This is a genomic window from Streptomyces sp. NPDC031365 (assembly GCF_055569765.1).
In genome coordinates, this window is the sequence record NZ_JBVIIM010000002.1 from 311520 (window position 1) to 331816 (window position 20297).

A 20297-nucleotide genomic window follows, 5' to 3' on the forward strand; every position below is an offset into this window, starting at 1 on the left:
GGAGATTCTGTCTCTAACCCCTACGCGCTGTCTCCGGTCACTCCGGCGGGGCGACCTTGGTGTGGTAGAGCCGGCGTCCCAGCAGGGTGAGGAGCAGACCGTGCGGTGCGGACACCGCCAGCAGGAGGGCGAGTTCCGCCGGGGCGTGGTGGCGGACCGCCTCCGCTGCCGCCAGCGCGATCGCGACGACGGAGACGAACAGCGAGACGGCCCGGTGGAAGCGGTGCACCTCCGAGTGCGGCCACGCGTCCGGGCGCACCGGTACCGGGGCCTCCTTCACGGCCCGGTGGTATCCGGCGAACAGACGGGACTCCCAGGCGCCGGTGCTCTGGCGGCCGTAGATGTCCAGGCCGATGCCGACCAGCAGCAGCACCGTCAGGTATCCGGCGGCGAGCAGGGTCTCACCGCTCACGGGGACACCCCCTCACCGGCCAGGTCCTCGTCCGCGTCCTTGTTCCGGCTCGCGTCCGCGTCGGCATCCTCGCCCCGGCCCGTGTAGTCGTCCGAGTCCTCCCCCCGGCCCGTGTACTCGTCCGTGTCCTCGTCCTCGTTCCCCGAGTCGGTGGGCTTCGCCATGACGGGCCCCACCTCGGTGAACAGCAGGCTCAGTTCCTCGTCTCCCGGCTGCCGGGTCCTGCCGACGCGATGGCGTACGCCCAGCCAGGTCATCCACAGCACCGGCAGCACGCCTCCGACGAGGAACACCACGTCCCCGGGCAGTCGCAGCCACTCCAGGAACACGTTGGTGTCACCCTGCAGATAGCCGAGGCTGCGGGCGTCCGCGTAGCCGCTCTCGACCACCTTGTACAGCTGGAGGGCGCCGCTGGGCAGCAGGGTGGCGAACGACATCCACGCCAGGCCGAGGTTGAGCGACCAGAACGCCATCCGGGGCCAGCGGTCGGACCACTTGTTCTCGGGGATGAGATACCGCAGCGCGAACACCGCGAAGCCGACCGCGAGCATGCCGTAGACGCCCATCATCGCGGCGTGCGCGTGGTTGGCGGTCAGGCCGGTGCCCATCTCGTAGTAGGAGACGATCGGCAGGTTGACCAGGAAGCCGAAGACACCGGCCCCCAGGAAGTTCCAGAAGCCGACCGCGGCCAGGAACATGACCGCCCACCGGTGCGGGAACGGTGTCTCCGACGGGCTGTGGCGGCGGGCGCCGATCTGCAGGAAACTCCATGCCTCGACGGTGAGGAAGAGCAGCGGCACCACTTCCAGGGCGGAGAACGTGGCGCCGAGCGCCAGGTGCTCGGCGGGCTCCCCCGAGAAGTACAGGTGGTGCATGGTGCCGATCACACCGCCCGCGCCGTACAGCACGATGTCGAGGAAGATGACGGACAGCGCCACCCGTTCGCGGACGACGCCCAGCAGGACGAAGAGGTAGGCGACCGTCGCGGTGGTGAACAGCTCCATGAAGTCCTCGACCCACAGGTGCACCACGATGAAGCGCCAGAAGTCGGCGGCGGTGAACTGCGTGTCGGGAGTGGCCAGGAGGCCGACGGCGTAGAAGGCGGGCAGGGCGAGCGCGGCCAGGAAGAACAGCCACGGCATGTTGGCGACGCTCTCCCCCTGGAGCCGGCGGCGCAGCCCGCGGAAGAGGATGACGACCCAGATCACCATGCCGATGGTCAGCAGGGTCTGCCACACCCGTCCCAGGTCCAGGTACTCCCAGCCCTGGTTGCCCAGTTGGGCCCACAGATCGCCGAGCCAGCCGCGCTGACCGGCCAGTTCGCCCAGCAGGCTGCCGACGACCACGACGACCAGCGCGCCGAGCAGGATCCGGGTCAGCAGGGCCTGCCGGCGGGGCTCCCAGCCGCGGGCGATCAGCGGGACGATGAAGATGCCGATGGCCAGGAACGAGGTGACCACCCAGAAGATCGACAGCTGGGTGTGCCAGGTGCGGACCAGGTTGTAGGGCAGCCAGCGGTCGAGCGGGATGCCGAAGAAGCTCTGGAGGTCGGCCCGGTAGTGCTGGGCGGCGGAGCCCAGCAGCACCTGGACCAGGAACAGTCCCGCCATGACGAGGAAGAACCAGGCCGTCGCGCGCTGCGCGGGGGTGAGCCGGACCCGGTCGGGTGAGTGGAAGCGCAGCTCCCGGTGGTCACGGCGGTGCCAGCCGAGGAAGTTCCAGCGGCCGAACGCGGCGAACAGCGCGCCGGTCCCCACCAGCAGGAAGATCAGCGACAGCACGCTCCAGGTCACGGTGTGACCGGTCGGCTCGTTGTCGACCAGCGGCTCCGAGGGCCAGTTGTTGGTGTACGAGTAGTCGTGGCCGGGACGTTCGGCGGCGGCCGTCCACGCCGTCCAGGCGAAGTAGGCCGTGACGTCGTGGATCTCCTCGGGATCGGTGATCGCGTCCGGCTTGAGGCCCTGCTTGCCCTCCGGGCTGCCGAGCAGGTCGCCGTAGTGCTTCACCAGCTCGGGGAAGGCGGCCGCCTGCGCGTCGCTCCACACCAGGGTCCCGGTGCTGTCGTCGTAGCGGTTGGTGCGGTAGTCGTCGACCGTGCGGTCGTGGGCGTCCGCCGAGTCGGCGCCGCCATAGGACTCGCGCACGATCGTGGCGCTGCGGTTGAGGTAGTCGGCCGTGAAGTCCGGGCCCAGATAGGCGCCGTGGCCGTAGATCGATCCGTACTGCATGAGGCCGGTGCGCAGGAACACCTTCTGGCCGTCCATGACGTCGTCACCGGTGAAGACGACCTGGCCGGTCGAGGTGACCGTCTGCTCGGGAATGGGGGGTTGGGCCTGATAGGTCCGGATCGCCAGGAAACCGAGGACGAAGAACCCGCCCAGCGTGACGAGTATGGCCGCCTGGACCCAACCGCGGGCGATCATCCGCGGCCGCTTGGTTCCGGGTGGTCTGGGTGCTGCTCCCATGTGGCTTGCCCTTCTTGACATGGGGCGCCCGTGGAGGGGCGCTCTGTCCTGTCCGAAGAGTAGTACCAATAAAATTAGTATTAACAGGGGGGCTAGGTTAAACACCGCGCGCCCGGCCGGTCGGGTGCACGCGCAACGGCCCCCCGCCCGGAAGGGCGGGGGGCCGTGACGGGAAAGGGCCGTGGATCAGCCGCGCTGGATGCCCGACGTGTCCTGCAGGACGCCGCGACGGCCGTCCTGCGTCTGTGCGACGAGCGCCTGACCGCGCTGCTCGACCGCCAGGTACCAGGTACCGGGGGCCAGTTCGGCGATCGGCGTGGGTGAACCGTCCTCCGGGAACAGCGGCCGGGGCACCGGCACGGCGAACCAGAACGGCGAGAAGTCACCGGCGGGCGCCGGAGCGGTGGGCTGGCCCTGCTGCGGCTGGCCCGGGAAGGGCTGCTGACCCGGCTGACCGGGCTGACCCGGCTGACCGGGCTGACCGGGCTGGCCCGGCTGCGGCTGACCGCCGAAGGAGGCCGGCTGCTGCGCACCGGGGTAGCCGTAACCGCCGGGCGGCTGGGCGCCGTAGGGCTGCGGGGCGGCGGGACGCGCCGCCGGGAGGAGGGCACCCTTGAGGGCGGGGACCAGCGGGGTGGCGACCGCCGCGGCGGCCATGACGAGCGTGGCGATGAGGGCGAGGATCAGACCGGTGCCGGGGTCGGGTCCGTCGCCCCCGCCGCTGAAGTTGTCGGCGCCGCCGGCCACGTCGAAGATGTTGCCGAGCGCACTCCATGCGGCGAACACCGTGAAGGCCACGCCGAACTGGGCGAGGTCGAGCCCCGCGACCTTCGGCGACTGCGGCAGGCCACGGGTGACGACGATGAGCGCCGCGCCGATGATGCCCGCCAGCACGACACCGAGCAGTACCGGACCGCTCGACCACAGGCTGGGAATGTCGAGGCTGTCGGGCGCGCCGTCGACGGAGTAGAGGTCGAGGAACGACGCGATGAACAGCAATACCGCTGCTCCGATCACCACGCCGTCGCCTCGAGTGAGGGAGCGGATATTCACTTCAGGTCCTTCGTAGGTCGTCTCGTCGTCGGAAGAGGCGTCGCTGTCACCATGTCGCCCGAAGGGTCCGGTGCGAAGCGCGGGGGTGGGCCCCTCATCGTACGGGCGACACTATCGTCCGTACGATCGGGCTGTCCGCCCGGATCACTGCGCTGATCCCTACCCGCGCAGGAAACTCACGATTCCGTCGGAAATCCCTTGCGCCGCTTTCTGCCGCCAGGCACCGCTGGTCAGCAGTGCCGCGTCCTTGCTATCGCGCATGTTGCCGCACTCGATGAACACCTTGGGAACCGTTGACAGATTGAGACCGCCCAGGTCCTTACGCGTGACGAGACCGGTACCGCCGCCGGTGTAGTTGGAGGGCGCGCTGCCGGTGGCGCGGACGAAGTTGCCCGCGATGCGCTCACCGAGGTCGCGTGACGGCTCCACGACGGCCCGGGTGTCGGCGGCACCGGCGTTCACGGCGCCCGGGAGGATCACGTGGAAGCCGCGATTGCCGGTGCCGGAGCCGTCCGCGTGGATCGAGACGACCGCGTCCGCCTTCGCCCTGTTGCCGATCCGGGCACGCTCGTCCACGCACGGGCCGAACGGCCGGTCGGCGTCCTGCGTCAACTTCACCGTGGCGCCCCGCTCTTCGAGCAGCGTGCGCATCCGGTGGGCGACATCGAGGGTGAACTTCGCTTCCGCGTAACCGTCGTTGGTGGACGTGCCGGTGGTGTCGCATGCCTTGCGGTTCGTCCCGATATCCACCTGGCGGTTGATCTCGGTGGTGTGCTGGAAGTTGCCCGGGTTGTGTCCCGGGTCGATGACGACGACCTTGCCCTTGAGCGGGCCGGACGCGGCGGGGCCGGAGGCCGAGGGGGACTCCGCGGTGGCGGAGGAGCTGGGCTTCCTGCCCTCGCCACCGGCGGACGGCGACGCGCTCCGGGCGGAGGCCGACGGCGTACGCGACGCGGTGGACGCGGAGGCAGAGGCACTTCCCGAGCCCTCGTCGTCCCCCGACCCGTCCACGGCCGCGTACACCCCCCACCCGAGCAGGCCCCCGGACACGAGCGCGGCGAGCGCCACGGTCAGCGGGCCCCGCCGGGACCGTCGGGGCTGGGGAGGTTCGAAGCCGGGACCTGTGTACGACACGCAGCCACCCTAGCGGTGTCAGATGCCCGTGCCGGTACGGCGCAGTACGCGCAGGGAGCCGGTGGCCGAGAGATCCGTGAACGCGCCGGACGCGAGCGCGCGGAGGTAGACGCGGTAGGGGGCCTGGCCGGTGAACTCGTCGGCCGGGTCGGGGAAGACGTCGTGGATGACGAGGAGACCGCCCTCGGTGACGTGCGGGGCCCAGCCCTCGTAGTCGGCGGTGGCGTGTTCGTCGGTGTGGCCACCGTCGACGAAGACGAGGGCGAGCGGGGACGCCCACAGGGCCGCGATCTGCGGGGAGCGGCCGACCAGGGCGACCACGTGGTCCTCCAGGCCCGCCCGGTGCAGGGTGCGGCGGAAGGAGGGGAGGGTGTCCATCAGGCCCAGTTCGGGGTCGACCGTCTCCGGGTCGTGGTAGTCCCAGCCGGGCTGCTGCTCCTCGCTGCCGCGGTGGTGGTCCACGGTGAGCGCGGACACACCGGCCGAGCGGGCCGCGTCGGCGAGCAGGATCGTGGAGCGGCCGCAGTAGGTGCCGACCTCCAGCAGGGGCAGGCCCAGCCGGCCGGCCTCGGCCGCCGCCGCGTACAGGGCCAGGCCCTCGTCCACGGGCATGAAGCCCTTCGCCGCCTCGAACGCGGCCACGATCCCGGGCTCGGGTGCCATCGACATGGGGCTTGCCTCTCCCGGGGTCGTCCGTGTGTGCACGGGGCCATGCTGCCGTACCCCGGTGAGGCCGGGCGACAGGGGGTACCGGCGGGTAGCGGAGTTCCGTGCCGCGTCGCCGCCGGCTGCCAGGACTCCGCCCGCCCCCGGTGAGGGGGAGCGGGCGCGGATCCTATTGGTTTCCTCTTCAGTCGATCCATCGGCGCTCCCGCCCGGGCCGACACTGCTCGGGCCGAACCGCCCGGGACAGCGGCGGCCGGTGTCAACCGAAATGCCGGTGCGTGGGACACGGACGGGTTGAGAGCATGGCGTCCATGCTCGAAGCCACCGACACCACCCGCGTGCCCGGCCGTACCCCGTCTCCCAGGTGGCTGGTGGTGGCGCTGGCCTGCGCCGGGCAGTTCCTCGTGGTCCTCGACATCTCCGTGGTGAACGTCGCGCTGCCGTCGATGCGCACGGGGCTGGCCCTCGACGAGCAGGGGCTGCAGTGGGTGGTCAACGCCTACGCCATCGCCTTCGCCGGCTTCATGCTGCTCGGCGGACGTGCCGGTGACCTCTACGGGCGCAAGCGTATGTTCCTTATCGGCCTCGGCCTGTTCACGCTGGCCTCGCTGGCGGGCGGGCTGGCCCAGGAGGGATGGCAGCTGCTGCTGGCGCGGGCGGCGCAGGGACTGGGGGCGGCCGTGCTGGCACCCTCCACGCTGACCATCGTCACCTCGGCGGTGCCGGAGGGCGCGGCCCGGGCCCGGGCCATCGCGACCTGGACGGCCGTCGGGGCGGGTGGTGGCGCGGCCGGCGGATTCGTCGGCGGGCTGCTGGTGGACGCGCTGTCATGGCGGTGGGTGCTGCTGATCAACGTGCCGGTCGGCGTGGTGGTGCTGGCCGGGGCGGCCCGGTGGCTGGCGGAGAGCCGGGCCGGGGACGGACGGCGGCTCGACCTGCCGGGCGCGGTGCTGGTGACGGCCGGCCTCGCCACCCTGGCGTACGGCATCTCACAGACCGAGGCGGAGGGCTGGACGGCGGGGGCCACCCTGGTGCCCCTGTGCGCGGGGCTCGCCCTGATCGCGCTCTTCCTCCTCGTCGAGGCGCGGACCAGGACCCCGCTGATGCCGCTCGGGCTGCTGCGGCTGCGGCCGGTGGCGTCGGCGAACGTGGCGATGTTCCTGAGCGGCTCCGCGATGTTCTGCATGTGGTTCTTCATGACCCTGTACGCGCAGAACGTGCTCGGCTACACCCCGCTGAAGGCAGGCCTCGCCCTGGTGCCGAGCTCGCTCGCCGTGGTCCTCGGCTCCAAACTCGCGCCCCGTCTGATGCGTACGGCGGGACCGCGCACGGTGGCGGTGCTCGGCACGCTGATCGCGCTGGCCGGGTTCGGATGGCAGTCGACGATGACCGTGGACGGGGCGTATCTGACCGTGATCATGTTCCCCGGCATCCTGATGATGCTGGGCGCCGGCCTCGCCGGGACCCCGCTGGCCGCACTGGCCACGTCCGGCGCGGCACCGGAGGAGGCCGGCCTGGTCTCCGGCCTGATCAACACCTCCCGCACGATGGGTGGCTCCCTGGGCCTCGCCGTCATGTCGACCATCGCGGCCGCCCACACGGCGGGAGTCCGGACACCTGAGGCACTCACGGAGGGGTACGCGCGGGTGTTCGGCGTGGGGACGGCCGTGCTGGCGGTCGGCGCCGTGCTGATGTGGGTGTGGCTGCCCCGCCGGGCGGCGGGGGCCGGCCACTGATCGGTGGTGAGTGGACGCACGTCGGTCACGGCGCCGGTGTACGCGCCCTCGTTCCACCGGGGAGACGGTCCGGGGCGCCGCCCCCGTCGCCTCGTGCCGCATCCATCCGGCCGGACCGCGCGGGGAAGCGGCCTGCCGGGACCGGACCAGGGTGCGGATCGCCACCCGGGTCGAGTACGCCGGTGACCCGAGGGCCCGCTCCGTCCGCGGGCAGAGCCGCTCGCACGGCCTCCGGCACGACAAACGTCCCGCCTGCCGCTATACAGAATGCCGCGTCCTCACCCGCAAGGGGACGCTTCCGGCGATGGTGACCAGGAGAACCGTGCCCCTCGACGCAGCCAAGGCGCTCGCCGCCCCACCCCGTACCGCCCGGATCTCCTGGACCGCCAAGGACGTCCTGCTCTACCACCTCGGCATCGGTGCCGGCCGGCCCGCCACCGACCCCGGCGAACTGCGCTACACCCTGGAGTCCCGGCTGCACGTCCTGCCGAGCTTCGCCACCGTCGCGGGCGGCGGACCGCCCGGGGTGATCGCCGGGCTGACCGTGCCCGGCGTCGACGTCGACCTCGCCCGCGTCCTGCACGGCGGCCAGTCGCTCACCGTGCACCGCCCCCTGCCCGCCCACGGCCACGCCACCACCACCGAGCGGATCACCGCCGTCTACGACAAGGGCACGGCGGCGCTCCTCGTCCTGCGCACCGAGGCGGCCGGCACCGACGGCCCCCTGTGGACGTGCGACGCGCGGATCCACGTACGCGGCGAAGGCGGCTGGGGCGGCGAACGCGGCCCGTCCACGCGGGCCGAGGCACCCACGCGACCACCGGAGCGGACCCTCGACCTGACCGTCCGGGAGGACCAGGCCCTGCTCTACCGCCTCACCGGCGACCTGAACCCCCTGCACGCCGACCCCGCGTTCGCGGCCCTCGCCGGGTTCGAACGGCCCGTCCTGCACGGGCTGTGCACCTACGGCATGACCCTCAAGGCGGTCGTCGACACCCTGCTCGACGGTGACGTCACCCGCGTCCGCTCCTACCGCACCCGGTTCGCGGGGGTCGTGTACCCGGGCGAGACGCTGCGGATCCGGATGTGGCGCGGGGAGGGCGAGGTGACGGTGGCCGTCGCAGCGGTCGACCGGGGAGAGGCCCCCGTGCTCGCGGACACCACCGTCACACACTCCTGACCGGGTGGACGGCGAAAGGCCCCGCCCGTCGGTGTGCGACGGACGGGGCCCCTTCGGACAACGGTGCCTGAGGTGCCGTCAGGCGGCCGACTCCACGTGCTCGTGCTCCGGTGCCGGCCTGCGGTGGCGGCCACGCGGGGACGCTTCGGCCTCCTGCATGGAGACCGGTCCCCGGTGCCTGCCCTGCCCGGTGGTGGCCTGTCCGTCCTCGGCGGAATGCGCCTGATGTGTGATGACGTCGTTCATCGGAAAATTCACCCCGTAAACATGATCTTTCCAACAGCCGGGCGAGTCTAACCGGCACACCACGCCACGGATCCAGGCGGCCACGCCGACCGCCACTACTTCGTTACAAACCGCCCCAACGGTGCCTCCTGCAGGGGTACGGGACGCGGTGCGGGAAGGGTCTCGGAGAAGCCGTACGCCACGGGCGCGTCGCCGGACGGCAGTTCACCCGGGACGCCCGGCGACCCGGCCTGGACGGACGGGTTCTCACCGACGGCGCCCGGTGCCCCCGGGAGGTCCGCCGGCGGACTGACCCCCAGCCCCTCCGGCTGCCGCTCCTGTCCCGGTACCCGCACGACCGCCACACCGCACGGCACCGACCGGGTGGCGTACGGCAGTCGCAGCGCCCCGTCCGCCGTCCACAACCCGGAGCCGGTCAACCACCCCGCAGGGGCGGGGAGATGACGCACCTGCCGCTCCGCGGGCCGCCACACCCCGACCCAGCTGCCGGCCGTGCCGTCGATGCGCAGCGCCACCGCGCACCCCTCCGGGGTCAGCATCTGCCCCGGCTGGATCGCGAACGGCGTCACCCTGTGGTCCGGCAGCCGCAGGCACTCCGGGAAGCGCACCGGCAGGGTGCTGCCCAGCACCCCCCAGCCCAGCCGGTCCCGCCCGGGGGAGGGGGCGTCGGAGCGGATCAGCAGCAGACCGCTGTCCGGGTCGGCGAGCAGGACCCGGTCGTCGCTTCCGTCGGTGATCTGCAGCAGTGGGGACATCTCGCCGCCGCGCCCCAGGTCCACCACGACGGCCTTGACGCGCCCGCCGCTCTCCCGGTCCAGGGCCAGCATCCGTCCCGGCCGGTCCAGCCACACCCCGCCCGAGCAGCGGCCGGGGACCTCCGCGACGCGTTCGGGCCCGCGTGTGCCGCCCGCGACCAGCCACACCGCCGCCGACCGCCGGCCCGCGGCGAGGACGTACGCCCGCTCCCCGCCCGGTGCGGGCGGCAGCAGCCGCAGCCGGGTGTCCTCCTCCGGGCACTCGACCGTGCCCAGCGGCAGCTCGCCGGTGCCGGGGCCGGTCGGATACAGCAGGGAGAAGGCGTGCCGTCCGTCCACCAGCCGGTGGATGAGGACCCGCCCGTCGCCGAGCGGCTGCACCTCGGTGCCGGGTTCCTCGGGCTGGTTGCCGGGCAGCGGTACCGCGTAGGGCTCGGGGCCGTCCAGGGTCCAGCGCTCCGGGAAGAGTGAGTCGCCGGCGAGGGCGAGGCGTGCGGCGTAGCTCCCGTCCGCGGTGATGGCGCAGCCCGCCCGCCCGGCTGCTCCGTCCTCGTGTCCCGTCACAGGTTCGATGGCACAGACCGTCATCGTTCGGTCACCTCCGGTGGCGAACGGTAGTTTTCGCCCGCACGGGCGGTGGACCGGTGAGGGTCCGCTTCACACGGAAGGGTGCTCCAGGAACGATTCGCCTGAGGTGGGGGAGCAGTTGTGCTCCATGCGGCGGAGGCGGTCCTCGCGGCTCTCACCGCAGAGACCACCGCACCCCGTGGGCCGAGGAGCCACGACGCCGGGCGGCCACCGCCGCGAGAGCGGCGCCGGTTCAGGCGCGGAGGGGGTGCCAGGTAGCCTTGCAGACGTGCCCCGTCTGTCAGAAGTCATCGCCGCGCTGGAGAACCTGTGGCCCGCCGAGCGGGCCGAGTCCTGGGACGCGGTCGGCACCGTCGTGGGCGACCCCGAGCAGGAGGTCGGGCGGGTCCTGTTCGCCGTCGATCCGGTCCAGGAGATCGTCGACGAGGCGGTCGGACTGGACGCCGATCTGCTCGTCACCCACCACCCGCTCTACCTGCGCGGTACGACCACGGTCGCGGCCTCCACCTTCAAGGGCCGCGTGGTGCACACCCTCATCAAGAACGACATCGCGCTGCACGTCGCCCACACCAACGCCGACACCGCCGACCCGGGTGTCTCCGACGCCCTCGCCGGCGCGCTGGACCTCAGGGTCGTACGGCCCCTCGTACCGGACGCCACCGACCCCGACGGCCGCCGGGGCCTGGGACGCGTATGCGAACTCGACCACCCGCTGACCGTCCGCGAACTCGCCGCCCGCGTGGCCGAGCGGCTCCCCGCCACCGCACAGGGCGTCCGCGTCGCCGGCGACCCCGACGCGCAGGTGCGCACGGTCGCCGTCAGCGGCGGCTCCGGTGACAGCCTCTTCGACCACGTCCGCGCCGCGGGCGTGGACGCCTTCCTCACCGCGGACCTGCGCCACCACCCGGTCTCCGAGGCCCGCGCCCACAGTCCTCTCGCGCTGCTCGACGCGGCGCACTGGGCCACCGAGTGGCCCTGGTGCGAGCTGGCCGCGACCCAGCTCGACGAAATCTCCGACCGCCATGGATGGGGCCTCAGGGTCCACGTCTCCAAGACGGTCACGGACCCCTGGACCGCCCACGCGGCGTCTCCCACCATCACCGACACATCTGGAGCCCCCAACTGAACGCCGAGCCCGCCGACCAGATCAGACTCCTCGACGTCCAGGACCTCGACGTCCGTCTCCAGCAGCTCGCCCACAGGCGGAGGTCGCTTCCCGAGCACGACGAGATCGAGTCGCTGAACCGGGACCTCACCCAGCTGCGCGACCTGCTCGTCGCCGCGCAGACCGAGGAGAGCGACTGCGCCCGCGAGCAGACCAAGGCCGAGCAGGACGTCGACCAGGTGCGCCAGCGCGCCGTCCGTGACCAGAAGCGCCTCGACTCCGGGGCCGTCTCCTCGCCCAGGGACCTGGAGAACCTCCAGAGCGAGATCGCTTCCCTCGCCAAGCGGCAGGGCGACCTCGAGGACGTCGTCCTGGAGGTCATGGAGCGCCGCGAGTCCGCGCAGGAGCGGGTCACCGAACTGACCGAGCGGGTCGGCTCCGTGCAGGGGAGGATCGACGACGCGACCGCACGCCGGGACGCGGCCGTCGAGGAGATCGACGGCGAGGTGGCCTCCGTGACGAAGGAGCGCGAGGTCATCTCGGGTTCCGTGCCCGCCCCGCTGCTGAGCCTGTACGACAAGCTGCGCGAGCAGCAGGGCGGTGTCGGCGCGGCGAAGCTGTCCGCCCGTACCTGCCAGGGCTGCCGCCAGGAGCTCGCCATCACCGAGCTGAACGAGATCCGCTCCGCCGCCCCCGACACGGTGGTGCGCTGCGAGAACTGCCGCCGCATCCTGGTGCGTACGCCCGAGTCGGGGCTGTAGGAGACGGGGCCGGAAGGGCGGTAAGGGTTGTCAGCGATGCGGGAGTTCATCGTCGAGGCGGACGGCGGGTCGCGGGGCAACCCGGGGCCCGCGGGCTACGGTGCCGTGGTGAGCGACGCGGCGACGGGGGAGACCCTGGCGGAGGCGGCCGAGTATCTCGGCGTCGCCACCAACAACGTCGCCGAGTACCGGGGCCTGCTGGCCGGCCTGGGCGCCGCCCGCGAACTGGACCCGGAAGCACGGGTCCACGTCCGGATGGACTCCAAGCTCGTCGTCGAACAGATGACGGGCCGCTGGAAGATCAAGCATCCGGCGATGAAGCCGCTCGCGGCGGAGGCGGCGCGTGTCTTCCCGCCGGAGCGGGTGACGTACGAGTGGATCCCCCGTGAGCGCAACAAGCACGCCGACCGCCTGGCCAACGAGGCGATGGACGCGGGCAAGCGGGGCGAGGCGTGGTCGGCCGCGACATCGCGGGCCGCACTGGACACGCCGCCGGCCCGCTCGGTGACGCCCGCACCGTCGGGCCCGCCCGGAGACGCCACGGCGGGCGCCGCCCGGGCTCGCGCGGCCATGGCCTCGACATCCGGGGCTTCCGCCACCGGCACCGGCGCGCCGCCCGCTGACGCCGATGTGCGGGTGGCCGGGGAAGGTGTTGCGCCGGCGGTGGGCGCAGGGTCGTCGGGTCCGGCCGTTGTGGGGCGCGGGGCCGAGGAGGTGGCCGATGCCGAGCGTGCTGACGCCGGCGCGCGGGCGGCGGTGGCCGACGCCGGTCGCGGTGTGCGCGCCACAGGCGACGCCGATCGTCGTGCCGCCCGGGCCGTCGCCACGCCGGGTGTGGGGTGGGCGGCCCCCGACATGGGCGCGCCGGCCACCTTCGTGCTGCTGCGGCACGGGGAGACGCCGTTGACTCCGCAGAAGCGCTTCTCGGGCAGTGGCGGCAGTGATCCCTCCCTCTCCGGCGTCGGACGGGAGCAGGCCGGGAAGGTCGCCGACGCGCTCGCCCGGCGCGGGACGGTCCAGGCGGTCGTGGCCTCGCCCCTCGCCCGTACCCGCGAGACCGCCGGCATCGTCGCCGCCCGCCTCGGACTCGAGGTGGGCGTGGACGACGGGCTGCGCGAGACGGATTTCGGTGCCTGGGAGGGCCTCACCTTCGGCGAGGTCCGCGAGCGCCACCCCGACGACCTGAACGCCTGGCTGACCTCCCCGGACGCCGAACCCACCGGCGGCGGCGAGAGCTTCGCGGCCACCGCCGCCCGGGTCGCGGCGGCCCGGGACAGGCTGGTCCCCGCGTTCGCGGGCCGCACCGTCCTGCTCGTCACCCACGTGACACCGATCAAGACGTTCGTACGGCTGGCCCTGGGCGCCCCGCCCGAAGCCCTGTTCCGCATGGAACTGTCGGCCGCCTCGCTCTCCGCCGTGGCGTACTACGCCGACGGCAACGCCAGCGTCCGCCTGTTCAACGAGACCTCGCACCTGCGCTGACTAGGGCCTGAGCCCGGCCGCCTCCCGGGCCAGCACCTCGACCCGCGCCCAGTCCCGGGCGGCCACCGCGTCCGCCGGAAGCATCCAGCTCCCGCCCACACAGCCGACGTTGGGCAGCGCGAGATAGTCCGGCGCGGAGTCGGGGCCGATGCCTCCGGTCGGGCAGAAGCGGGCCCCCGGGAGCGGCCCGGCGAGCGCCTTCAGATACGCCGTCCCGCCCGCCGCCCGCGCCGGGAAGAACTTCATCTCCCGCACCCCCCGTTCAAGGAGTGCCACCACCTCGGACGTGGTCGACACCCCCGGCAGGAACGGCACCCCGGACGCCCGCATGGCCTCCAGCAGTACGTCCGTCCACCCCGGGCTGACCAGGAACCGCGCCCCGGCCGCCACCGCCTCGCCCACCTGCTCCGGTGTGATCACCGTCCCGGCCCCGACCACCGCCCCGGGCACCTCACCGGCGATCGCCCGGATCGCGTCGAGCGCGACGGGCGTCCGCAGCGTCACCTCGATCGCGGGCAGCCCCCCGGCCACCAGCGCACGCGCCAGCGGAACGGCGTCGGCGGCGTCCTCGATGACGACGACGGGCAGGACGGGCGCGAGATCGAGGACCGAGGACGAAGAAGTGGGCAGGGGTGAACTCATGCCGTCATCTTGCGCCGACGACGCATCTTGCGCAAAGGTCATTGCGCATGCTGCAACGCACCCGCGATACGCTCAGTGCACCTCGTCCACCAGCACGTCCAGCGCCCAGGCCGTCCCCGCCCTGGCCGGCGCCGCCGCCTCCACCTCGTACCCGAGGTCCCGCAGCACCTCCACCAGTCCTTCGGGGCTCCTGGGCGCCGCCCCGGCCGTCAGCAGGCTCCGTACGATCCGCCCCTTGGTCGCCTTGTTGAAGTGGCTGACCACCTTCCGGGTCGGCGCGTGCAGCACACGGACCGTCGCCGTCCGCCCGGCCACCTCGCCCTTCGGCTTCCAGGCCGCGGCGTACGCCGCCGACCGCAGGTCGAGAACCAGCCCGCTGCCCGCGGCCTCGGGCAGCACATCCGCCATCGGCGCACGCCAGTGCCCGCTCAGCGATCCCAGTCCGGGCAGCCTCACGCCCATCGAGCAGCGGTAGGAGGGAATCCGGTCGGTGATCCGGACCGCGCCCCACAGCCCGGAGAACACCAGCAGCGACTTCGCCGCCCGCCGCTTCGCCGCCGCGTCCAGGCTTGCCAGGTCCAGGGCGTCGTACAGCACCCCGGTGTAGATCTCCCCGGCGGGCCGGGTCCCGGCGGTCCGCAGTCCCACGTTCTTCGTGACCTCGCCCCGCAGCCCCTCGCTCAGCCCGAGCACCTCGCGTGCCTTGTCCTCGTCGCCCGCGCACAGGTCCACCAGCTCGGTGAGTACCGCCTCCCGCGCGGCCGTCAGCCCGGGCAGCGACAGCGACCCGGGCCTCAGCGGGGCACCGCGGCCGGAAGCGGCCTTGCCTTCGGACGGCGGCAGCAGGACAAGCACACGTACTCCTTCGATCGAACCCGTCAGTCAGGGTACGGCGTGCGTCAGGTCGTCCAGTTCGGCGCCGTGGAGCAGGCCCGGGTCGAAGCCCATGCCCGTGAAGTGGCCCGCCGGCTCCAGGGAGAGGACGCCGTGCAGACGGGTCCAGAAGGTCAGCGCGTGGCGCAGGGCGGCCGGGTCCGCGGGGTGGTCGCCGGCCCACTGGCGGTGCTCGGCGAGGTGCTCGTCGAGACGGCCGTCGGGGCCGGAACCGCCCCCCGGGCCCTCGACGAGCCGCTCCGTGATCAGTTCGTCGCGGCCGGAGAAGTGCCGGTAGAGCGCGGGTCCGCTCAGGCCCATCTGCTTGGCGATGGCGTTCAGCGACAGCCCCGGCGCCTCCGACGCGGCGATCTGCTCCCAGGCGCGCTCCTTGATCTCCGCGCGCACCTGGCTCCGGTACCGCTCGCGGGGCGTACACCCCTCCTTGCCCGCCACGTGCTCTGCCCTTCGTCCGCCGCCCGCTCACCGCCCGTCCGCTGTCCGTCCGCTGTCCGGGCCGTCCGGTGAGAGCTATCACCGGAGAGAGGGGTTACAGCGGGGCCGGCCCGGCGGCCAGGGCGCGCACCAGCGCGTCGGAGTCGTCCGCGTGGAAGCGGACCACGGAAACCTCGCGGCGGCGGCCGAGGACGGTGACGTGGGTGACCGGCTCGGTGAGCTCGACCGTGACGTTCGTCTGGGATCCGACGGCGAGATCGAGCTCGCCGTCCGCCGCCTCGTGCGTCATGCGCAGCTCATGCCGTACCGAGGCGATCCGCTCCAGCGGTATCCGCAGGTCGACGTGCACGGCCCGGCGGACCCGCAGCACGCCCGGGTCCACGACGTGGGGACGCACGACGGACGCGGCATGCAGTGCGACGACGAAGACGACCGTGTACACGTCCAGGAACAGCACCACCGCGTGCACTGTCGGCCAGTCGCTCAGCAGTACGGACATCGCCACCGTCTCGACCACGCACACGAACGCGAACCCCATCATCACGGCCGTCTGCCCCCGCGCGTACCCGAACGCCGTACCGCCACCGCCGGTACCGTGCGTGCGCCGCCCCAGCCACAGCCCCAGGCTCACCATCAGCCGCAACTCGTGCCGGGCCAGCGCCCAGCCCACCCGTACGCCCCTCACGACCCGCCCTCCCCTCTCCACCGGCGCTCCGTTCACGACCCGCCCTCCCCTCTCTACCGGCGCTCCGTTCACGACCCGCCCTCCGCCACGATCCGCAGCATCCGCCGGATCGCCTCCGCCTGGGCGGGAGCGAAGTCGGCATAGAAGGCCCGCAGGAAACTGTCGCTCTCGTCGAAGTCCGTCCCCTGCGCCACCAGCTCCGCGGGCACACACGCGGCGAGGAGCCGGGCGGCCTCCTCCACCCGCGGGTCGTCCGGCTCGGCCTCGGCGAGCGCGTCGAGCAGCCGGTACACGCTCACCGCCTGTTCCGCCCCGCCCGGAGCCCCGACCGCCCCGCCGATCAGCCGCATCAGCCGGTCCCGTTCCGCCGGTGGCGCCGAGGTCTCGATGAGCGCGAGGAGTTCCCGGTCCTTGGCGGCCATCGGAGAGTCGGTCAGGTGTCCCGTCTCCCGGAACAGCGCGGCCAGCTCGGGGGAGACCGGCCCCTCGGCACTCAGCCCGTCCTCCGACTCCAGCAGGCTCCGCAGCCGTGCCCGCCGCTCCCGGATCGCCGCCTCCTGCCGCGCCAGATCCTCGTCCAGCTCCGTCAGTACCTCGACGAGGTCCTTCCCGGCGTCGTCCGCGAGCACGTCCCGCACCTCGGCCAGCCCCAGCCCCAGCTCGGTCAGCCGCCTGACCCGCGCCAGCACGACCGCGTGCCGCAGGGTGTAGTCCCGATACCCGTTGCCGAGCCGCTCCGGCTCCGGCAACAGCCCCAGCTGGTGGTAATGCCGCACCGCCCGCGTGGTGACACCGACGGCGGCGGCGAGTTCTCCGATCCGCATGCCACCAGTAGAAACGTTGACGCTGCGGCAGGGTCAAGCCAGTGCCGTGCTGCCTGACGGCGGTCGTGATGCTGTGCCACGATCGAGGAACAGTGCCCAATCTCACGGACAGGTGATCATCCGATGCCCGAGTCTGGCGAGCGACCGAAGGAGGGGCGTGACATGACTGCCATGGCCCATGAACCGCTCACGCAGGCGGAGGTCCTGCTGGACGGGTTCCTCGCCCTGGACACCCCGGAGGGTTTCCGGGCGGAGCTGATCGGCGGGGACATCGTTGTGACGCCGCCGCCGGACGGGGATCACGAGGACTACATCAACCTGATCATGAAGCAGGTGATCAGGCGGTCCCGAACCGATATGGACTTCTCCGGGAACAAAGGCCTGAAGCTGAGGAGCGGCGGAGCCTGTCCGAAGGACCACGCCATCCCGGACGGCACCTTCGCTCCCACGGCCCTGCGTCTCTATCGCGGAGCCGACTCCTGGATGCCGTGCGACGGAGTCGCCATGGTGGTGGAGGTGACCTCCACCAGGCCGCACGCCGACCGCGAGGCCAAGCGCCGCTGCTACGCCCGCGGAGGCATCCCCCTCTACCTTCTCGTCGACCGCGAAGCCTCCTCGATCACGCTGTTCGGCAGCCCGGAGAGGGACGACTACCGGGAGAACTGCACCCGCCCCCTGGGAAAGCCGCTGTCCCTCCCCGACCCTTTCGCCTTCGACCTGGAGACCGGCGACTTCCTCTGATCCTCACCGGCTCCGTCCCGGCGACGGCCACCGCGCCGGAGTCCCGCTCGCGCCCGGTACCATGGTCCACACGGCAGACGAGCCGGGCGGGCGGCCGCGTGGAGTCCCTCACGGGACTTCCCGAGGAACGTCCGGGCTCCACAGGGCAGGGTGGTGGCCAACGGCCACCCGGGGTGACCCGCGGGACAGTGCCACAGAAAACAGACCGCCCGGCGCTCCGGCGCCGGGTAAGGGTGAAACGGTGGTGTAAGAGACCACCAGTGCCCAGGGTGACCTGGGCAGCTAGGTAAACCCCACCCGGAGCAAGGTCAAGAGGGGCGCCGTGAAAAGCGCTCTGCGCGGACGATCGAGGGCTGCCCGCCCGAGTCCGCGGGTAGACCGCACGAGGCCGGTGGCAACACCGGTCCTAGATGGATGGCCGTCGCCCGGGGCTCCGCGAGGAACCCCGGGAACAGAACCCGGCGTACAGCCCGACTCGTCTGCCGGCCGGGTTCAGGTCGGCCGGGGCTGTCGCGCCGGGCACCGGCGGTGCCCCAACGGGCAGTTCACCCTGTCCTCGCGGCCGGTGACGTCGCGTCACGGGCCCGCTAGCGTCTGAGCGTGAGCCGATACATCCCGCCGACAGCACGTCCCGCCGTTGTGCCCTCCTGGAGCCGGCCCGGCACGTGACCAAGGACAGGGAAGGCACGGCGTACCCCCTCGTGGCGGGGACGACCGGGAGCGAAGCCGCGCTGAACGAGACCGCGGGCGACGGCACGGCACAGCCCGCATCGCGGGTGCCCGAACCGCAGACGCCCGCCACGGAGCCGGCCGCCACGCAGACGCCCGCCACGAAACCACGCCGTCGCCGCGGCCCCGGGCCCTTCATCCTGATCGTGCTGCCCAGCCTGGTGACGCTCACCGGCGTCTTCGGGCTTCTCTCCCTGACCGGCGGCCTCGACACGGCCCCGCCGTCGGACCCGGCGCCGGGCCAGTCGGCCGTCAGCAACGTGGACGGCTCCTACGTCCCCTGGCTGCGCAGGGCGACCGCGGACTGCACGGGCGTCACGCCCGCGCTCCTCGCCGCGCACATCGACCAGCTGTCCGGGTGGCAGGACGACACCGCGAGCCTCTCCGAGCAGGGCATCGCCCGTTTCACGGACGCCGGCTGGAAGACCTGGGGCCGGGACGACGACGGCAACGGCACGTCCTCACCGCGCGACGCGGTGGACGCGATCATGGCGCTGGGGCGGCAGGACTGCTCCCTGGCCGAGCAGATGACCGCGCTGCGCACCAAGGGAACCGTCAACGGTGACGTCGCCGACCTCACGCTCGCCGCGTACGCGGCCGGGACGGACCAGGTCAGGAAGGCCGGAAAGATCCCGGCCCCGGCCCGCGCGTTCGTCGCCGAGGTCAAGAAGCGGCTGCCGCGGTACGACGCCCTGGTCCGGCGGAACCCCGGGCAGGACAACGGCCGGGCCGTCGGCGCGCTGCTGACACCGCCCGTCACCACGCTCGCCGTCACCTCGCCCTTCGGCTCGCGCGCGCACCCGCTGACCGGGGTCACCAAACTCCACACGGGCGTCGACTTCGGCGCGCCGCAGGGTGCCCAGGTGTCCGCGGCATGGGAGGGGCGGGTCGAGTTCGCCGGCCTGACCTCGGCCTACGGCTACCGCGTGGTGATCGACCACGGCACGGTCGACGGAAAACGGCTGGAGACCACCTACAGTCACCTGTCCGCCCTCCAGGTGACCACCGGCCAGAGCGTGACCACCGGCCGTCCCGTCGGGTTCGTCGGCTCGACAGGCCTGTCCACCGGCCCGCACCTCCACTTCGAGGTACTCCTCGACGGCCAGTACACGGACCCGACCGCCTGGCTCGCCGGCGCCGGGCGCTGAGCCGACCGCCGCGCAGCGGCATCCGCAGCGGCACCGCCGTCCCGGCCCGCTGGCACCCCCGCGGCTGCGGGCCCCATCAGTGCGTGGCCCGCGGCGGGTGCGGGCGTGGCGGGACAGGACGAGCGGACCGACCGCCGGGCGCGGTCCAGGACACGGGGTGCCCGCCTCGCGCTCGAAGCGGTCGCCCGGATCGGACACCCGTACGCCGTCTCCCCGGTCGGTGCCGGCGACCGGACCCGAGCGCTGTGACGCCTGTTTCCGGCATACGGCTCGACTCGTCTCCCGCTCCACGCCGGCCGTTATCACGGGACCTTCACGACCAGCGGCATTTCCACACCTCGACGCGGTGATCGCCACCACGGCAGGAGCGTGAAAAGGGTTGTGCGTACGCTCAGTTGGCCGAAATTCGATCGCACGTGTGGGCGTCTGATTAATAAATGCCGTGCGTCGGGGGCCATGTGACGGTCTGTCAGGCAAGCAGTCCCCTCGGTGTTCCTGCCCTTTGGCCGGTCTCGCCCGGCGCCTCCCGGATACCACAGTGGGACATACGAGCGATGGGTTCACGACGAAACTCCGATTGCCGACGGACTGTGCAGTCGATGGCATCTCCCCGCAC

The 20297-nt window shown here is 72.5% G+C and carries 20 protein-coding genes and 1 other RNA gene; 9 read left to right on the forward strand and 12 right to left on the reverse strand.

The window, feature by feature from the left end:
• Nucleotides 1-37: 37 nt before the first annotated feature.
• From ACZ5C2_RS04115 to ACZ5C2_RS04135, 5 genes are all read right to left on the reverse strand, one after another.
• Complete coding sequence (locus tag ACZ5C2_RS04115; RefSeq protein ID WP_468786301.1) at nt 38-412, reverse strand: hypothetical protein; 375 nt, start codon at nt 410-412, stop codon at nt 38-40.
• Nucleotides 409-2877 (reverse strand): nitric-oxide reductase large subunit, encoded by a 2469-nt coding sequence (locus ACZ5C2_RS04120; protein WP_468786303.1) that lies wholly within the window; start codon nt 2875-2877, stop codon nt 409-411. Before ACZ5C2_RS04120 ends, ACZ5C2_RS04115 begins: the two co-directional genes overlap by 4 nt.
• A gap of 186 nt (nt 2878-3063) precedes the next feature.
• Complete coding sequence (locus ACZ5C2_RS04125; protein ID WP_468786305.1) at nt 3064-3930, reverse strand: hypothetical protein; 867 nt, start codon at nt 3928-3930, stop codon at nt 3064-3066.
• 159 nt (nt 3931-4089) lie between these two features.
• Nucleotides 4090-5064, reverse strand: a complete 975-nt coding sequence (locus tag ACZ5C2_RS04130; RefSeq protein ID WP_468786307.1) for an N-acetylmuramoyl-L-alanine amidase — start codon at nt 5062-5064, stop codon at nt 4090-4092.
• Between the two features lie 18 nt (nt 5065-5082).
• Entirely contained in the window at nt 5083-5733 is a 651-nt protein-coding gene (locus ACZ5C2_RS04135) for a class I SAM-dependent methyltransferase (RefSeq protein ID WP_468786309.1), read from the reverse strand.
• A gap of 299 nt (nt 5734-6032) precedes the next feature.
• On the opposite strand from ACZ5C2_RS04135, the gene ACZ5C2_RS04140 reads away from it, so the two are divergent.
• Nucleotides 6033-7466 carry an MFS transporter gene (locus ACZ5C2_RS04140; protein WP_468786311.1) on the forward strand — a complete coding sequence of 478 codons (1434 nt, stop codon included), beginning with the start codon at nt 6033-6035 and terminating at the stop codon, nt 7464-7466.
• A gap of 322 nt (nt 7467-7788) precedes the next feature.
• Nucleotides 7789-8646, forward strand: coding sequence for a MaoC/PaaZ C-terminal domain-containing protein (locus ACZ5C2_RS04145; protein WP_468786700.1), 858 nt, complete (start codon nt 7789-7791; stop codon nt 8644-8646).
• Nucleotides 8647-8724: 78 nt separating this feature from the next.
• Here the strand turns inward: ACZ5C2_RS04145 and ACZ5C2_RS04150 are convergent, their stop codons facing one another.
• Nucleotides 8725-8892 (reverse strand): hypothetical protein, encoded by a 168-nt coding sequence (locus ACZ5C2_RS04150; RefSeq protein ID WP_468786313.1) that lies wholly within the window; start codon nt 8890-8892, stop codon nt 8725-8727.
• 95 nt (nt 8893-8987) lie between these two features.
• A complete protein-coding gene (locus tag ACZ5C2_RS04155) occupies nt 8988-10235 on the reverse strand; it encodes a hypothetical protein (protein ID WP_468786315.1) in 1248 nt (415 codons plus the stop codon).
• A gap of 268 nt (nt 10236-10503) precedes the next feature.
• Between ACZ5C2_RS04155 and ACZ5C2_RS04160 the strand changes: the two genes are divergently transcribed.
• The 3 genes from ACZ5C2_RS04160 to ACZ5C2_RS04170 are packed head-to-tail and all read left to right on the forward strand — an operon-like array spanning nt 10504 to nt 13583.
• Nucleotides 10504-11361, forward strand: a complete 858-nt coding sequence (locus tag ACZ5C2_RS04160) for a Nif3-like dinuclear metal center hexameric protein (protein WP_468786317.1) — start codon at nt 10504-10506, stop codon at nt 11359-11361.
• Complete coding sequence (locus ACZ5C2_RS04165; protein ID WP_468786702.1) at nt 11358-12101, forward strand: zinc ribbon domain-containing protein; 744 nt, start codon at nt 11358-11360, stop codon at nt 12099-12101. Before ACZ5C2_RS04160 ends, ACZ5C2_RS04165 begins: the two co-directional genes overlap by 4 nt.
• A 36-nt stretch (nt 12102-12137) precedes the next feature.
• The gene (locus tag ACZ5C2_RS04170) at nt 12138-13583 is read left to right on the forward strand and encodes a bifunctional RNase H/acid phosphatase (protein WP_468786319.1); all 1446 of its coding nucleotides are present in this window, start codon (nt 12138-12140) and stop codon (nt 13581-13583) included.
• On the opposite strand, the gene ACZ5C2_RS04175 is transcribed toward ACZ5C2_RS04170, so the two are convergent.
• The 5 genes from ACZ5C2_RS04175 to ACZ5C2_RS04195 form a co-directional block, all read right to left on the reverse strand.
• Complete coding sequence (locus tag ACZ5C2_RS04175; RefSeq protein ID WP_468786321.1) at nt 13584-14225, reverse strand: bifunctional 4-hydroxy-2-oxoglutarate aldolase/2-dehydro-3-deoxy-phosphogluconate aldolase; 642 nt, start codon at nt 14223-14225, stop codon at nt 13584-13586.
• A gap of 72 nt (nt 14226-14297) precedes the next feature.
• Nucleotides 14298-15080, reverse strand: a complete 783-nt coding sequence (yaaA, locus tag ACZ5C2_RS04180; protein WP_468786323.1) for a peroxide stress protein YaaA — start codon at nt 15078-15080, stop codon at nt 14298-14300.
• Between the two features lie 27 nt (nt 15081-15107).
• Complete coding sequence (locus ACZ5C2_RS04185; RefSeq protein ID WP_468786325.1) at nt 15108-15554, reverse strand: TetR/AcrR family transcriptional regulator; 447 nt, start codon at nt 15552-15554, stop codon at nt 15108-15110.
• 94 nt (nt 15555-15648) lie between these two features.
• Entirely contained in the window at nt 15649-16188 is a 540-nt protein-coding gene (locus ACZ5C2_RS04190; protein ID WP_468786704.1) for a hypothetical protein, read from the reverse strand.
• A gap of 119 nt (nt 16189-16307) precedes the next feature.
• Nucleotides 16308-17063 (reverse strand): MerR family transcriptional regulator, encoded by a 756-nt coding sequence (locus tag ACZ5C2_RS04195; protein ID WP_468786327.1) that lies wholly within the window; start codon nt 17061-17063, stop codon nt 16308-16310.
• Nucleotides 17064-17234: 171 nt separating this feature from the next.
• On the opposite strand from ACZ5C2_RS04195, the gene ACZ5C2_RS04200 reads away from it, so the two are divergent.
• The 4 genes from ACZ5C2_RS04200 (at nt 17235) to ACZ5C2_RS04215 (ending at nt 19930) form a co-directional block, all read left to right on the forward strand.
• On the forward strand, nt 17235-17804 hold the full coding sequence (locus ACZ5C2_RS04200; RefSeq protein WP_468786706.1) for a Uma2 family endonuclease: 570 nt from the start codon (nt 17235-17237) through the stop codon (nt 17802-17804).
• 78 nt (nt 17805-17882) lie between these two features.
• Nucleotides 17883-18286, forward strand: an RNA gene (rnpB, locus tag ACZ5C2_RS04205) — RNase P RNA component class A.
• 294 nt (nt 18287-18580) lie between these two features.
• Nucleotides 18581-19681: a M23 family metallopeptidase gene (locus ACZ5C2_RS04210; RefSeq protein ID WP_468786708.1), complete on the forward strand. Its 1101-nt coding sequence runs from the start codon at nt 18581-18583 to the stop codon at nt 19679-19681.
• 105 nt (nt 19682-19786) lie between these two features.
• Nucleotides 19787-19930 (forward strand): hypothetical protein, encoded by a 144-nt coding sequence (locus ACZ5C2_RS04215; protein WP_468786329.1) that lies wholly within the window; start codon nt 19787-19789, stop codon nt 19928-19930.
• Nucleotides 19931-20297: the final 367 nt, after the last annotated feature.